The following is a 13,879-nucleotide window of genomic DNA, read 5'->3' on the forward strand; positions in this document are numbered from 1 at the left end:
AATCTTAAACGCGTGGAAAATAGTAACTGCGACGAGCGGTTTTTTACTTGCGCTGTTTATCTTTAAAGTCCGAAAAGGAAGATAACCATATAAAAAAAGCTCCTCGATTGAGGAGCTTTTTATTATTTAGTAATAGGAAACGTCAAGGGAGTCACTGTTGATAAAGAATCTCTGTAAGAATGATAGGTGAAATAATGACGTGTTGGACTATAAATAGTCATGTAAAGTAAATAATCATATTTCGTTTCCATATAGAAAAAAACGCCGTCTGCGTGGAGTGTATAGAAAGAGTACGAAATCCCGAGCAGCGTTTGCTTTTGTACGCTTGTGCTTGGATTTTCTTTAATCCATTCATACAGTTCAAAAACACTGACTCCTGGTGATGATTGCAGCGTATGTACTTTGTCATATAACTTATCAGATACATCGGAAACCGACTGTTTTAATTGGTTAAATAAGTTGGACATTTGTTCTTTCATTGTGGTGATCTCCTTTATGGGTAGTCAGCTATTAGCATGCTCAGAGAAATCCACGCTTATGTATAGTTAGTGAATGGCTGATTTGAATTTGCCGCCCTGCGCTTCCTGGGTATCCATAATGGTTGTAAATGCATGTGGATCAATTTCAGAAATAATAGTTTTAAGCTTGGTAATTTCTAAACGCGTCACAACTACGTATATGACTTCTTTTTCTGTACCTTCAAATCCGCCTTTACCATACAGTTTCGTCACGCCGCGGCCTAGACGATGCGTAATAGCGTCTGATAGCTCTTCATAGTGATTTGAAACAATAAAAGCTGCTTTTGTTTCATCAAGCCCTTGAATAATCGCATCGATTGTTTTAGAAGCAATATAGTACGTAAGGATCGAGTACATGGCTTGTTCCCAACCTAGCACGAACCCTGCCCAAGCGAAAATAAAGATATTTAAAAACATCACAAATTCGCCTACAGAAAACGGGATTTTTTTTGTTAATAAAATACCTAAAATCTCAGTTCCGTCTAATGCTCCACCGTGACGAATGACCGTTCCTACACCTGCTCCTAACAGCAGCCCGCCAAATACAGTAGCAAGAAGCGGTTCAGATGTTACAGCTGGAACATGGTGCAATTGAGATTCTACAATGGATAAAGCAACAACTGCAAACATAGATGAAAAGCAGAAGCTACGACCAATTTGTTTGTATCCACTATATAAAAAAGGGAGATTAAAGATGATGATAAGAAGACTGAACGGCAATTTTGTTAAGTAAACTAAAATTAGAGAAATACCGATAATACCGCCGTCAATGACGGAATTTGGGACTAAAAATAATTCGATAGAAACGGCAGCCAAGGAAGCTCCAATTAACATCATAATGTAGCGATAAATGAGCCGACCTGCCTTTTCCTTTTTGTGCTGTTTCGTTGTCATAAAATCTTTCCTTTCAACATACTGCCTATACGCAACTCTTACTAGTATAACTAAGTCTTGGGAACTCTATCCAATTATCTACTTTAAAAAAGACTAGCCAGAATAAACAAAATCCTGTTAAATTAAACGGTAGACATTTGCTGAAATAAAGGAGCTGTACATATGATAAACGTTTATATTCCACCGCTTCAAACAAGCGCTGGCGAAAAAGCGGCACGCTATATTGATACATTAACCAAACCGATAGGAAGCCTTGGAAGGCTCGAAGAAATAGCAGTTGAATTAGCGGCCATGACTGGGGAAACCTTTCCGACAGTCACGCCGCCAGGAGTCCTCGTTTTTGCAGGCGATCATGGAATTGTAAAAGAAGGAGTTTCAGCTTATCCTCAAGACGTAACGGCACAAATGGCGCTGAATTTTTTGCAGGGAGGAGCAGCTATTAACGTGTTTAGCGGGCAAATAGATGCCCAGTTCAAACTGATTGACATCGGCATTGCTTCTGACCTTTCCCACAAGGACCTTGTACAACGCAAAGTGAAGCTGGGCACAGCAAGTTTTTATAAAGAAGACGCGATGACGCGCAGTGAGGCAGAATTGGCTGTTCAAGTCGGATATGAAGAAGCTGAAGAGCTTATTGCCCAAGGAATTAAATGTTTGATTGTGGGAGAAATGGGCATCGGAAACACTACGTCAAGCACGGCTATTTTAGCTGTATTGACAGGAGAAAAAGTCTCTAAGCTTGCAGGAATGGGCACAGGGATTTCTGACGAACAACTGCGCCACAAAGTGAAGGTAATTGAAGAAGCGCTGCAAAGCAGGCACATCAACCCTCAGGATCCGATTGATATTATTAGTAAAATAGGGGGGCTTGAAATTGCAGGGATGACAGGTGCTATGCTGGCGGCAGCTGCTCACCGTATTCCTATTTTAGTAGATGGTTTTATTTGTACAGTTGCAGCTCTTCTGGCGACAGAAATCAATACACAAGCAAGAGACTATATGTTTGCTAGTCACGAATCTGTTGAACAAGGTCATGCGTGTGCAATGAAGCTTCTTGGCAAGAAACCGCTTCTCAACCTCAATCTTCGGTTAGGTGAAGGAAGTGGAGCTGCTGTTACATTTCCGCTGCTGCACTCGGCTTCGCTGATGATTGCTAATATGGCTACGTTTCAATCTGCGGGAGTGTCTGAGAAAGAATAAACCTAAAAAAGACATGGGAACAAAACCATGTCTTTTTTCTTTATTTTATAAAAAAATCTTATATTTTTAACATCATAAACCAATAAACGCTAAAGCTAGCACCTGTTAAAATAAATGATCCAATAATTAACAATACCAGTGCAACGCGTCGTTTAATCGCTTGAATTTCTCTATCTTTTGGCAAACGTCCCATTGGTCTTCCTCCATTATGTAAATATTTCACGTATTTTCCTATTTTACTCCGCTTTAAAAAGAGAGAACATATGTCAAAGTTACTAAAAAACAAATTATTTTACAAAAAAATTGTATCCACGTTACAGCAGGGCAAAGAATACGTATTTTTTCAGTTAGAAAAGGACTGCTCTAAAGGTTTACTTACATGGCAACAACCTTTATCATATAACTGACTATACTATGATGTTATCCAAAGTTGGAAGAAATCTCAATAAATGTGAGTGTTATAATTACATGATAAGAGTCAGAAAATTTTAAAAAAGAGTGTGAGCAAACAATGAACGGTATGTTGATTATTCGGAACGGTGCTCCTTTTGATGAAGGAGCTTCCGTGCCTATTCCAAAAGATAAAGCTTGTATTATCGGACGAAGCAGTGAAGAATGGGAGCCTTATCTGGCCTTTCAAAGTGCTTACATTTCACGCAAGCATTTTGAAGTAACGTACGAAAGCAACGCATTCTTCATTACAGACTTGTTTAGTAAACACGGGACAAAAGTAAACGGAGAAGAGTTACAGCCTGGAACCCCTCGTTTCTTGAAAGAGCAGGATGTCATTACCTTAGCAAATGAGGAGGCAGCTTTAGTATTTAGAAATGATGATATGGATGCAACCCTCGATTTAGGACCTTTGCTAAAACAAATAAATAAGCCATTTTACACATTAGATCCAATTTTGCAGAAAGTAAAAGTAAAAGAGGAAACGTATATTCTGTCAGATAAAGAATACGCGTGCTTAGCTTACCTTCTAGAATATAACAATCAATTTGTTTCAAAAGAAGCATTAAAAAAAAGCGTTTGGCCTGAACGAGTAGAGTCAAATGGAGAAATTCTGGTAGCAGCGGAAGAGCTGAATGCGCTGATTTACCGGGTTCGCAAAAAAATAGGAACATATTTAGAAATCGAAGTGATTCGAGGAAAAGGATATTGGCTGCACTTTAACGAAAATGGACGTGAATAGAATCACGTCCATTTTTTAATCTCGTTTTACAGCATGTACACGTATATGTTTAGCTTCTGCTAGCCAAGATCCGTTTTGAAATAGTTTGTCTTGCATTCGATTTTCTAAGCGCGTAATGAGGACATTTTTAGTTTCTGTCGTCACGTGAGCAAAAAGAGGGGCTGCATTTGTTTCGAGCCAATTACGCAAGCCGTTTTCCCCTTTTAACAAGAGGGGCCGGCTGTAGTGTATGGCCGTGGTGACTTGAAAATTCTGTGATTCCAAAAGAGAAGAATATTCAGCTACAGAAGGGAAGTACCATGGGAAATCTACATCGTTATAAGGGATATCAAACGTTTTAAATTGACGAATGATTTCTGTGAAAATTTCGTCCATGTTTCCTTTTCCCCAAAATTCTGCTACAAATCGGCCATTTGGTTTTAAAGCATTGTAAATGTTTTTAATGACAAGGTGAGGGGGACGGATATCGTGTAAAGTTGCATTGGAAAAAACTGCGTCAAATTGTTCGTAATAAGGAAGGTTAAGGGCGTTTAACTGTTCAAAGGATAGAGTCGGGTACTGATGACGAGCCTGTTCAATCATATTTTCAGAGCAATCGATACCCGTTGCACGGACATGAAGCTTATTGAGCTGCGAAATAAATTCGCCAGTGCCACAGCCAATATCTAAAATATGTTCGCCAGCTTGAGGAGAAAGAAGGTTCATAGCACTTCCTCCAAATGAAGAAACAAACGGAAGATGATACACTTGAGCAATTTTTTGTTGATTAACAGTTTGACTCATGAAGTGATTCCTCCTTTGTAAAAGATGATGACGATCGTTTTATAAGAAGAAACAAGCTTTGAATAGTAGATATGAAGTTATTGATAGAATTATACCATATATCTTACTTATTATGCCGAAAACTCCAAAGAAAAAGCGCACCAAACTTCTAGCTTGGGCGCTTACAAGTCGAACTATTTTATAACCATTAACCGAACTGAACAAATAGAGGAAGATCTGTATGACCCATCTCACGTACGTAGACGTATAAATTTCCTTTATGATGAATTTCATGGTCAATGGCCATTTGTAAAAGCTGTCTTCCAGGAAGCTTTCTTCCAAACGCTGCAGTTGCGTCAATGGTCTTGTTTAAGTCATCTTCGCTAAGTGAGCGTAATACGTCTACTGTTTTGTTCGTATATTCAGCTGCAAGGTCCGATAATGACTTACCGCCAAAATCAGCTTTTTGACCAAGTGGAGATAAATCACCGGATTTTACCACTGATGCAAATGCATAAAAGGATGTTAAAATATGCGTAGATAAGTCAAAAGCTGACATAGATGTCGGGGCAGGCTTGTATTCGTAGTGACCTGCTTCAATTTTGTTGATTAATTCATTAGTTACGTTTCGATGTGCTAAAAAGTGATGAGTCATTTGTTCAACTGTCATGATAAAAGGCTCCTTTATTATGTATTCGCTTCTGAGTATAGCATCTGAAAATCAGAAAGCGAAGAAAAAACTTTAATAAAAAGAAAAACAGCTGCTTACATGCAACTGTTTTTCTTTTTATTAGAAATTACGTTGTTTTAACTCTTCAAGTAATAACTCCATACCTTCGCGGCTTAAAGTTAATTTGCCATCTGCGATTGTTACGTTGTCAGAAGATACTTCACCAGTAATCGCACAAGCACCGTTCGGCTCATATTTCTTTAAAATAATTCGATCTGTTTCGACAAAAATTTCAACAGGATCTTTTACATCTATTTCAAGAACACGTCTTAACTCTTTAGGAATTACGATACGACCTAAATCATCTACTTTTCTTACAATACCAGTCGATTTCATTTTTTAATCACCTTTACTTTTATATTTTATTGAGTACACAAAATATTATTTTTGGAATTTCTAAGATGATTATATACTAGATAACCGCTAAATTTGTCGAAGTTATTAATATGTAAATGAACTGTAATATTATTGAAATATTATCTGTAAATACAAATCCTCCTACAAAATGGAATATGTAGGGCTCTTTGTATGATATAGGAGATGAAGGAATTAATTACATTTGACATACAATTTTATTTATGTTTATACAGCAGTTTAGGAGAGAGGATACATGTAAGCGTGGAAGCAAACAAGTTGAAAAAATGAAGAAAATATGATTAAATTTAAAAAGTAACTTGCTCAAAACGATTAAATCGTAATGATTACGTATTTCAAATAAAAATTGATAAAGCGAAAGGATGACAAAGAGTTTGGCTAAAAAATCAAAAGTTGTAAAAGAACAAAAGCGCCAAGAGATAGTAGCGAAATATGCGCAATTGCGCCAAGAGTTGAAGGAAAAAGGAGATTACGAAGCGTTAAAAAAATTGCCTAGAGATTCTTCACCAACGCGCTTAAATAATCGCTGCCGCGTTACCGGTCGCCCTCGAGGCTATCTTAGAAAATTTGAAATGTCACGCATTGCTTTTAGGGAATTGGCCTACAAAGGACAAATCCCAGGTGTTAAAAAAGCAAGCTGGTAGTATAAAAGCCCTCATTATGAGGGCTTTTATTATTTATTAGCTGCAAAGTATCGAGCAATTCCTTGATAAATACCTGTAGATATTTGCTGCTGATACGCATTAGAAGAAACAATTTGCTCATCGTGAGCATTTGATAAAAAGCCTAATTCAAGAAGTACAGCACGCTGGTTGTTTTCTCGAGTAACATAATAATCTCCAAAACGAACCCCCATATCCTTCATAGAAGGCGCATTTTCAGCCATGCTTTCTTGAATGTATTTTGCTAATTCTTTATCTTTAGCTTCACTGTAATAAAATGATGCGATGCCGTTTGCAGAAGATGAAGTAGAAGCGTTATAGTGAACGCTGATAAATGCATCTGCATGCTTTGCTTCACTAACGTTCACACGTCCGCTCAGTGAAATAAAAGTATCGTTTGAACGCGTCATAAATACATTTGCTCCGGCATTAGCTAAGCGGCTTGCCACAAGTTTTGCGGTTGTTAACGCTAGGTTTTTCTCAATCGATGACTTGCCTGAAGTGCCAGGGTCATATCCGCCGTGCCCAGCGTCTACCACAATAATTTTATCTTTTAAAGCAGCAGATGGGGAAGGCAAACTAGCTGAAGTTGTAGAACCAGCCGCAGCTGTTAACCCTTTTGACACCCATGCTGTTTGACTTGCAGAGTACTGAATTTGCACCCAGTCATTCGTTTCGCCTACTTTTTTGAATCGTTCGCCTGCTTTTGCTACACGAATAATTCCCGCACTTAAGCTCGGCTGACTGCGCAAATTTGAAGCTTTTGTAATTTGAATCGACTGGGCTGGTTGTGAAGACTGTCCAGAATTAGCTTGTAAATACTGACTTGCTACCCAGCCCGTTTGGCCGCTTGCCGTTTTAATCTGAGACCAAGATCCGCTTTCTTTTAAAACCATTACTTTTGAATTGCGCGGTAAGTTTGTTACGACCGATGCGCTTGTGCTTGCAGAAGAACGAACGTTTAATGAACTGGCGTTAACGACCGCTGACTTAGATGACGTGGATCCAGAATCTTTAGCTGGCGCAGAAGAAGCAGAGCCTGCTTGTAGGTACTGACTTGCCACCCAGCCCGTTTGACCACTTGCTGTTTTAATCTGTGACCAGGATCCGCTCTCTTTTACCACCGTTACTTTGGAACCCCGGGATAAGTTCGTCACGATAGACGCGCTTGTGCTCGCAGAAGAGCGAACATTTAATGAGCTAGCGTTAACAACAGCTGACTTGGATGTTGTAGAACCCGAGTTACTAGGCGGTGTAGAAGAACCGGATCCTGCTTGTAGGTACTGACTCGCTACCCAGCCCGTTTGACCTGATGCTGTTTTAATCTGTGACCAGGATCCGCTTTCTTTTACCACCGTTACTTTGGAACCTCGGGATAAGTTCGTCACGATAGACGCGCTTGTGCTCGCAGAAGAGCGAACATTTAATGAACTGGCGTTAACAACGGCTGACTTGGATGTCGAATTTGCCGTAGACGTACTGTTTGTTTGTGTTTTGTTTATGTATTGAGATGAAATCCAAGCTTCTTTACCGTTATACGTAATTTTAGCCCATCCCTTGCTTTCATCTACTATATTAACGGTGTTTCCCTTCGTTACTTTTCCAACGATAGCGCCGCTTGTACTAGGCGTTGCACGTACATTTAACGATGTAGCAGTTACTTTGGCCGATTCAGCTGCATCTGCGTCAATCGAATGCAAAAGCAATGAAGAGCTTAAAAGAACAGAAGAAACGGCTGTGTACATGACATGTTTTTTATTCATTTTTTCCTCCTTGCAAATTACAAATTTCAACATAAGTTAATTAGTATACAAAGCATATATCGGCAAATAGCCCAAAATTTTGAGTTAAATCTACTATTATCTCATAATGCCGATATTATCCATCATACTATATGTCGAATTTCAATTGTATAATGAATTTGAACTATCTGCCATCCTTAACGATAAAATTTTACATTAATGTAAAATATAATTATATCAAAGGTGAAATGTAGGGATGTCAAGGGCATATAAAGGTCTTTAGCCCTTTGTTCACCGATGTTTTGAGGACATGTTTTATACTAGAAAAAATGTAAAATAGTATAAAGCAGCTGAATGTGAATATGATAGAGGAGAGATAGCAAATAAAAGAGTATCTATCTTTTGGAGGAGGAAACATCCACAATTATGAAACATTCAGAATAAAAATAACAAAAATATATAAAATAATATAAAGCCTGTCTATATCGATGGAAAAGCTCATAGCATAAACAAAAAGTAAATAGTTAGAAAATTCTTTCTTTTTATTTTAAAACATGGTACAGTATAAAAAAGTGAAAGGGTGGAAACTGATATGCGAAAGATTGTTCAGTATGAAACAAAGTGGTCGCTTTTGTATCAAATGGAAAAAGAAGCGTTACTTAATACACTAAAAGATTTTTCAGTAGACATCGAACATATTGGAAGCACGTCCGTTCCAGGATTGGCAGGTTCACCAATCGTTGATATTTTAATCGGCGTCAAACGCGAAGAAGACATAAATGAAGTGCGCGCTATATTAAAAAATAAATCTCACGTATACGTAGCGGAAAAGGAGATGTTCGTCTTATTAAAAGAAGGCGTTCCAGCTGCACACTACCCTCCAATTATGACAGCTAAAAATGCCCGTAAGCTCATTCCACATGATGCTAGAAGAAGTCATGTGTACGTAACGGTCAGTGAATCACCTTATTGGAATGAACGAATTAATTTCAGGGAGCAGTTACGCTCGAGCGAACGTGCTAGAAAAAAATATGAAGGTATGAAATACGAGCTTTCAAAACGATTGTGGAACGATATTTCTACCTATGAGTACAAAAAAGAAGAATTCATTCAGCGCAGTCTATAAAAAAACGTCATTTCAATTGAAATGACGTTTTTTTAATTAATTATCTTGTAAAACAATGGTCTCAAGCTTATCAGCAGTATTTACTGCGAGAACCGTATAGTTTTTACCGCTTTGAAGATTTGTTCCAGGAAGACTTAGTATTTCTTTTCCGTCTGCTGTGGAAACAGATAAATCATACGAACCCGGATTTACTACTTGATAACCTGAAATGCTTTTAAAAGACAGATCTTTAAATAAAGGAGCAGCCCCTTTAGGACCTACGTTTACCGCAGGAGCATCAGGAGATAAATGAGCAACACGTAAGCTTGCTTTTCCATCCATCCCTTGCTTATTATTCGTAAAAGCCTGCAGTTCAAGATTTTCGGCTTTATTTACAGCGGCTACTGTATACGATTTTCCACCGTCTACAACAAGGGTAGCTTCGATGATGGAATCTTTTGTTCCTTTTGTCTTCGCTTCGTATACTTCTACTTTATGAGAACCAGCTGACAAAGGCAGGGAGTTGGAGACATCTTTAAACTTTGCTCCTTCTACTAAAGCTTTGTCATCCACAAAAATGTCTACAGCTGGAGCATCTGGTGAAGCATGAACGATACGAACTTCTGCATTTTGAGCTGGTCGCTCATCTGCAGCAGGAGGTGTTTCAGCGGCAAATACTAACATGCGGCTAAGTGCCAAGAAGGCAATCACTGCTACCATTACGAATAGTCGTTTCATCAAGTATCACTCCTTTTTTAGTATACACAGCTTTATGTAAAGAGAAGGACTGTGCAGTTGTTAGCGTATACTAAATAAAATCAACTATTCGTTTGTTTGTTAACTTTTAACGTGTTTACTGAGATTTCTGACGGAAAAATCGAAGAATAGCCAAAATATTGTACAAGGTTGTTAAGAGCCACGTCAATAAAAAGCCTAGGCCAAGTCCGATATTGGCATCTATATACGTATGCGTGAAGTCATCATATACGACGTAGGCAAGAGGAGCAATTGACAGTAAAAGGAGAAGAAAAAACAAAAGTGTTTTCCATCTGCTTAAAGTGAAGGTTAGATAAAAGAAAAGGAAAGCGGAAAACAATAGAAGACCGTCTCGAATAGCCCAAGGTAAAACGCCGATATGTGGATTAGCGAGAAGAAAGGTTGGAACAATTGAAAGGAGGAAAAGGAGAGACAGCAAAGTCACGTGAAGGGTGTTCTTTTTTGTAAAAGCCGGCACCAATAAAAACGCTGCCGTTGCACCTAAAAGAAAATTACAAATTAAAATAAACTCCATCCAAACACCTCATTTATCGAGTATTACTTTTAGTCTATTCAAGACGCTGTTAAAGTAGATAAAAAAAGCTGCGATGAACATCGCAGCTTTTGATCATTCGAATTTAAATCCTTGTTTTTCAAGCATCGCTCGAACTTCTGGATAATAAATGGTTTTGTAAATAGCGGATACAGTTTGTGACCAGTTGCGGTCATCTGCACCGTTTGTTCTCTTTTTCATATACTCTGCCATTTCAGCATCATAGTCTTGAATCAATGACTTTAAGTCATGATTATAGCTTTCACGATGGTGCACAGCAGCTTGTGGTAATCGAGGCTTTTTCGCAGAATGATCTGCCGGATGTCCAATGACAAGACCGCTTACTGGGAATACGTATGCCGGTAAATCTAGGAGTTCAATGACTTCTAGTGGCTTTCTGCGAATTCCGCCGATTGGTACTGTACCTAAACCGAGTGACTCTGCTGCAACTGTTGCTGCTTCTAAAGAAATTCCAGCATCGGTTGCCCCCACTAAAATTGACTCAAGCCCATCGGTTACGCCAAGAGGCGCATCGTTAAGCTCAGCTGCAATCTTAGCACGATTAAAATCTGCACAAAAGATTAAAAATAGAGGAGCTTGGTCAATCCACGCTTGGTTGCCCGCAAGCTCTGAAAGCTTTTTCTTCTTTTCTTTATCTTGGACGCTAATAATAGTTACTTGCTGTCCGTTAATAGAAGAAGCGGCTGACTGAGCAGATTGAATAATTGTATCTAAATGCTCGTCGCTTACTGCTTCGTCTGTATATTGACGGATAGAACGATGATCTTGAATTGTACGAATTGCTTCATTCATGATGCGTCATCCTTTCAAAGAAGTTATTTTTAGCCTTGTAATGTTTTTACATCTAAAGGTGCTACAAGTACGCCAGTTTGAGCAAATGCTACAAAACTTTGGAAATGAGCTGATTTATTGTGTGCTTGAATTGCTTCTTCGCTTTTCCACTCTTCAATCATCATAAATGTGTTAGGTGTAAAAGCATCTTCAAATAGTTGATAGTTGCTGTTTCCTTCTTCTTGTAAAGAATGCTTAATTAGTTCTTGTACGTTTTCTAAAAATTCTTCTCTTTTTGCTGGGTTAACTTTCATTGAAGCTTGTAAATGAATCATGGATGATTCCTCCTTTAATAATGATGGTGCTTTATATTATTTGTTTTGTTTTTAATCTTTCATTCAATTTACGATTAAAATGAAGATAAGTTCGAATATCATCGAACAATGAAACTATAACACCGATTAAATAACAGTGCAAGGAATTTAGTTCGAAAGTTATCGAACATTGATACACAAAAGAAGCTGTGTTATATTTTAAGCATGAGAAAACCTTATCAACCACCGAAATCTGAAATTAAATTAACGCCTATTTTACATGCGTTGAGTGATCCTAACCGGCTGCGAATTGTACAGTGTTTAGCGACAAGAAAGGAGCAGACCTGTTCGTATTATCAAAAATTAAATGTATCAAAATCAACGCTATCACATCATATTAAAGTACTTCGCGAAGCTGGAATTATCAAACTACGTATAGAAGGTACGCAGCACTATTATTCCTTGCGTTTAGAAGAACTTGAGGAACTGTTCCCAGGTCTGCTTCCTTCCATTATCAATATAGATGAGCAATTATTTTAAAAGCTGAACGATGTTTTGTTCAGCTTTTTTGTTCAAAATAAATGTGTCCATGCAGGCTGCATCCGGGATTAAAAGAAGAACGACAGTGAGGGCAAGTCGAGTTACAGGTTAAATATTCATTAATTGAGAGCTCATGTTTACATACTCCGCAAAGAATAGCTTTTTCATTAAACATAGATGTTGGCCATCTTTTAATGTCGTGATCCGCATGTGCGTTATGACATTGATAGCATGGATAATATGTATGACAGCAATAAAATTTTATTGCGATAATATCTTTATCCGTATGATAGTGCGTACAGCGCGTTTCGGAATCCACTGTGTCACCTTTTACTGCAGGTACAGATTTGTTCATTATCATCACTCCTTATGAAAAGTATAGCATGCTTTTATACGCCTTATCATACATATGTAAAAAGAAAAATGCTATAATAAAACCATCGTTTTACATGTCAGATTGCATGCTAAAAAGATTAGATAAAAATTGATGTCAAAACAGATCGATTAAGTGATGCAAAGAGAGGAAGAAAAAATGAGTAAGCAAGTTATCGTTTTTACCGGAGGCGGAACAGCGGGGCACGTAACGCCAAACATTGCCATCATGAAAGAATTAGACAGTGAAAAATGGGATATCCATTATGTCGGTTCTCACAATGGTATTGAGAAAGAATTAATTACAAAATTAAACGTTCCATATCATGCGATTTCAAGCGGGAAGCTGCGTCGATATGTAGATATGGAAAATGTAAAAGATGTATTTCGAGTAGCAAAAGGGGTTGGCGATGCACGTCGCGTGCTGAAAAAACTAAAGCCTTCTCTTGTTTTTTCAAAAGGCGGTTTCGTCACAGTTCCTGTGGTAATGGCTGCTAAATCTTTAAACATTCCCGTGTTCATTCATGAAAGTGATTTAACACCGGGACTGGCAAATAAAATTGCGCAGAAATTTGCCACTAAAATTTTTACTTCTTTTGATGAAGCCGCAAACTACTTTCCAAAAGAAAAAGTGCAGGTTGTTGGTTCACCTATTCGAAAAGAGCTATTTAGCGGAAGCGCAGCGAACGGGGAAAGCTGGCTACGCTTTTATGATAAGCGCCCCATTTTAACGATTATGGGCGGAAGTTTAGGAGCACGCCGTATTAATGAAATCGTTCGAGAGTCTTTGCCTGAACTGCAAAAGAAATTCCAAATTGTACACCTTTGCGGAAAAGGCAATATTGATACAAGCCTTGAAAAAGAGTCAGGATACCGTCAGTTAGAATACGTAAACGAACAGCTTCCTGATGTTCTAGCGGCAACTGATTATGTGATTACACGCGGTGGATCCAATGCCATTTTTGAGTTTTTAGCTCTTCATAAACCGATGATGATTATTCCTTTATCAAAAGCACAGAGTCGCGGAGATCAAATTTTAAATGCACAATCTTTTAAGAAAAAAGGCTACTGTATGGTTGTAGAAGAAGAACAGTTAACAAAAGAATTGTTTTTACGTGAAGTAAGTGAGCTTCAGCAGCAGGCAAGTACAATGAAGCGTACAATGCGTGAAGCAACAAAAACGGATGCTATTTCAATTCTTGTAAATGAAATTGAGAAAATGAGCTAAAAAAAGCGTTCTTATCTCCTCGATAAGAACGCTTTTTTTCTTCTGGAATTATTATTTTAAAATAATGAATAAATATAGAAAAATAAAGCTTTTAAAATTTCAAAAAATGTTGTTGACAGTAAATTTTAACAGGAGTAAGATTAC

The 13,879-nt window shown here is 38.0% G+C and carries 18 protein-coding genes; 6 read left to right on the plus strand and 12 right to left on the minus strand.

Features of this window, described 5'->3' with window-relative positions:
- Positions 1 to 122 precede the first annotated feature (122 nt).
- Together ACH6EI_RS09030 and ACH6EI_RS09035 are read right to left on the minus strand one after the other, a co-directional pair.
- Positions 123 to 479 (minus strand): hypothetical protein, encoded by a 357-nt coding sequence (locus ACH6EI_RS09030; protein ID WP_099000328.1) that lies wholly within the window; start codon positions 477 to 479, stop codon positions 123 to 125.
- Between the two features lie 66 nt (positions 480 to 545).
- Positions 546 to 1,412, minus strand: a complete 867-nt coding sequence (locus ACH6EI_RS09035) for a YitT family protein (protein WP_014459409.1) — start codon at positions 1,410 to 1,412, stop codon at positions 546 to 548.
- A gap of 162 nt (positions 1,413 to 1,574) precedes the next feature.
- Between ACH6EI_RS09035 and cobT the strand changes: the two genes are divergently transcribed.
- Positions 1,575 to 2,612, plus strand: a complete 1,038-nt coding sequence (cobT, locus tag ACH6EI_RS09040) for a nicotinate-nucleotide--dimethylbenzimidazole phosphoribosyltransferase (RefSeq protein ID WP_099000327.1) — start codon at positions 1,575 to 1,577, stop codon at positions 2,610 to 2,612.
- Between the two features lie 58 nt (positions 2,613 to 2,670).
- On the opposite strand, the gene ACH6EI_RS09045 is transcribed toward cobT, so the two are convergent.
- Positions 2,671 to 2,805 (minus strand): hypothetical protein, encoded by a 135-nt coding sequence (locus ACH6EI_RS09045; protein WP_255219782.1) that lies wholly within the window; start codon positions 2,803 to 2,805, stop codon positions 2,671 to 2,673.
- A 318-nt stretch (positions 2,806 to 3,123) separates the two neighbouring features.
- Between ACH6EI_RS09045 and ACH6EI_RS09050 the strand changes: the two genes are divergently transcribed.
- Complete coding sequence (locus tag ACH6EI_RS09050; RefSeq protein ID WP_028414367.1) at positions 3,124 to 3,804, plus strand: FHA domain-containing protein; 681 nt, start codon at positions 3,124 to 3,126, stop codon at positions 3,802 to 3,804.
- Between the two features lie 15 nt (positions 3,805 to 3,819).
- Here ACH6EI_RS09050 and ACH6EI_RS09055 read toward each other — a convergent pair whose 3' ends face one another.
- From ACH6EI_RS09055 to ACH6EI_RS09065, 3 genes are all read right to left on the minus strand, one after another.
- Positions 3,820 to 4,587 (minus strand): class I SAM-dependent methyltransferase, encoded by a 768-nt coding sequence (locus tag ACH6EI_RS09055; RefSeq protein ID WP_028414366.1) that lies wholly within the window; start codon positions 4,585 to 4,587, stop codon positions 3,820 to 3,822.
- A gap of 187 nt (positions 4,588 to 4,774) precedes the next feature.
- Positions 4,775 to 5,236 carry a DinB family protein gene (locus tag ACH6EI_RS09060; protein WP_028414365.1) on the minus strand — a complete coding sequence of 154 codons (462 nt, stop codon included), beginning with the start codon at positions 5,234 to 5,236 and terminating at the stop codon, positions 4,775 to 4,777.
- A gap of 120 nt (positions 5,237 to 5,356) precedes the next feature.
- Positions 5,357 to 5,632 (minus strand): AbrB/MazE/SpoVT family DNA-binding domain-containing protein, encoded by a 276-nt coding sequence (locus ACH6EI_RS09065; RefSeq protein ID WP_013057736.1) that lies wholly within the window; start codon positions 5,630 to 5,632, stop codon positions 5,357 to 5,359.
- Between the two features lie 413 nt (positions 5,633 to 6,045).
- On the opposite strand from ACH6EI_RS09065, the gene rpsN reads away from it, so the two are divergent.
- Positions 6,046 to 6,315, plus strand: a complete 270-nt coding sequence (gene rpsN / locus ACH6EI_RS09070; protein WP_028414364.1) for a 30S ribosomal protein S14 — start codon at positions 6,046 to 6,048, stop codon at positions 6,313 to 6,315.
- 29 nt (positions 6,316 to 6,344) lie between these two features.
- Here rpsN and ACH6EI_RS09075 read toward each other — a convergent pair whose 3' ends face one another.
- A complete protein-coding gene (locus ACH6EI_RS09075; protein WP_099000326.1) occupies positions 6,345 to 8,096 on the minus strand; it encodes an N-acetylmuramoyl-L-alanine amidase family protein in 1,752 nt (583 codons plus the stop codon).
- 571 nt (positions 8,097 to 8,667) lie between these two features.
- Between ACH6EI_RS09075 and ACH6EI_RS09080 the strand changes: the two genes are divergently transcribed.
- Positions 8,668 to 9,201, plus strand: a complete 534-nt coding sequence (locus ACH6EI_RS09080; RefSeq protein WP_028412757.1) for a GrpB family protein — start codon at positions 8,668 to 8,670, stop codon at positions 9,199 to 9,201.
- A gap of 36 nt (positions 9,202 to 9,237) precedes the next feature.
- Here ACH6EI_RS09080 and ACH6EI_RS09085 read toward each other — a convergent pair whose 3' ends face one another.
- The 4 genes from ACH6EI_RS09085 to ACH6EI_RS09100 form a co-directional block, all read right to left on the minus strand.
- Positions 9,238 to 9,918 carry a DUF4397 domain-containing protein gene (locus tag ACH6EI_RS09085; RefSeq protein ID WP_033580604.1) on the minus strand — a complete coding sequence of 227 codons (681 nt, stop codon included), beginning with the start codon at positions 9,916 to 9,918 and terminating at the stop codon, positions 9,238 to 9,240.
- 115 nt (positions 9,919 to 10,033) lie between these two features.
- Entirely contained in the window at positions 10,034 to 10,471 is a 438-nt protein-coding gene (locus ACH6EI_RS09090) for a hypothetical protein (RefSeq protein WP_033580605.1), read from the minus strand.
- A gap of 93 nt (positions 10,472 to 10,564) precedes the next feature.
- Entirely contained in the window at positions 10,565 to 11,302 is a 738-nt protein-coding gene (nfsA, locus tag ACH6EI_RS09095; protein WP_099000325.1) for an oxygen-insensitive NADPH nitroreductase, read from the minus strand.
- 29 nt (positions 11,303 to 11,331) lie between these two features.
- Positions 11,332 to 11,616, minus strand: coding sequence for a putative quinol monooxygenase (locus tag ACH6EI_RS09100; RefSeq protein WP_013057729.1), 285 nt, complete (start codon positions 11,614 to 11,616; stop codon positions 11,332 to 11,334).
- Between the two features lie 204 nt (positions 11,617 to 11,820).
- Between ACH6EI_RS09100 and ACH6EI_RS09105 the strand changes: the two genes are divergently transcribed.
- Positions 11,821 to 12,135, plus strand: coding sequence for an ArsR/SmtB family transcription factor (locus tag ACH6EI_RS09105; RefSeq protein WP_013083811.1), 315 nt, complete (start codon positions 11,821 to 11,823; stop codon positions 12,133 to 12,135).
- A gap of 19 nt (positions 12,136 to 12,154) precedes the next feature.
- Here ACH6EI_RS09105 and ACH6EI_RS09110 read toward each other — a convergent pair whose 3' ends face one another.
- A complete protein-coding gene (locus tag ACH6EI_RS09110; protein ID WP_028412761.1) occupies positions 12,155 to 12,490 on the minus strand; it encodes a CHY zinc finger protein in 336 nt (111 codons plus the stop codon).
- Between the two features lie 177 nt (positions 12,491 to 12,667).
- On the opposite strand from ACH6EI_RS09110, the gene ACH6EI_RS09115 reads away from it, so the two are divergent.
- Entirely contained in the window at positions 12,668 to 13,735 is a 1,068-nt protein-coding gene (locus ACH6EI_RS09115) for an undecaprenyldiphospho-muramoylpentapeptide beta-N-acetylglucosaminyltransferase (RefSeq protein WP_028412762.1), read from the plus strand.
- Positions 13,736 to 13,879: the final 144 nt, after the last annotated feature.

Source organism: Priestia sp. JSM ZJ58 (assembly GCF_044383985.1).
Classification (GTDB): domain Bacteria; phylum Bacillota; class Bacilli; order Bacillales; family Bacillaceae_H; genus Priestia; species Priestia zanthoxyli.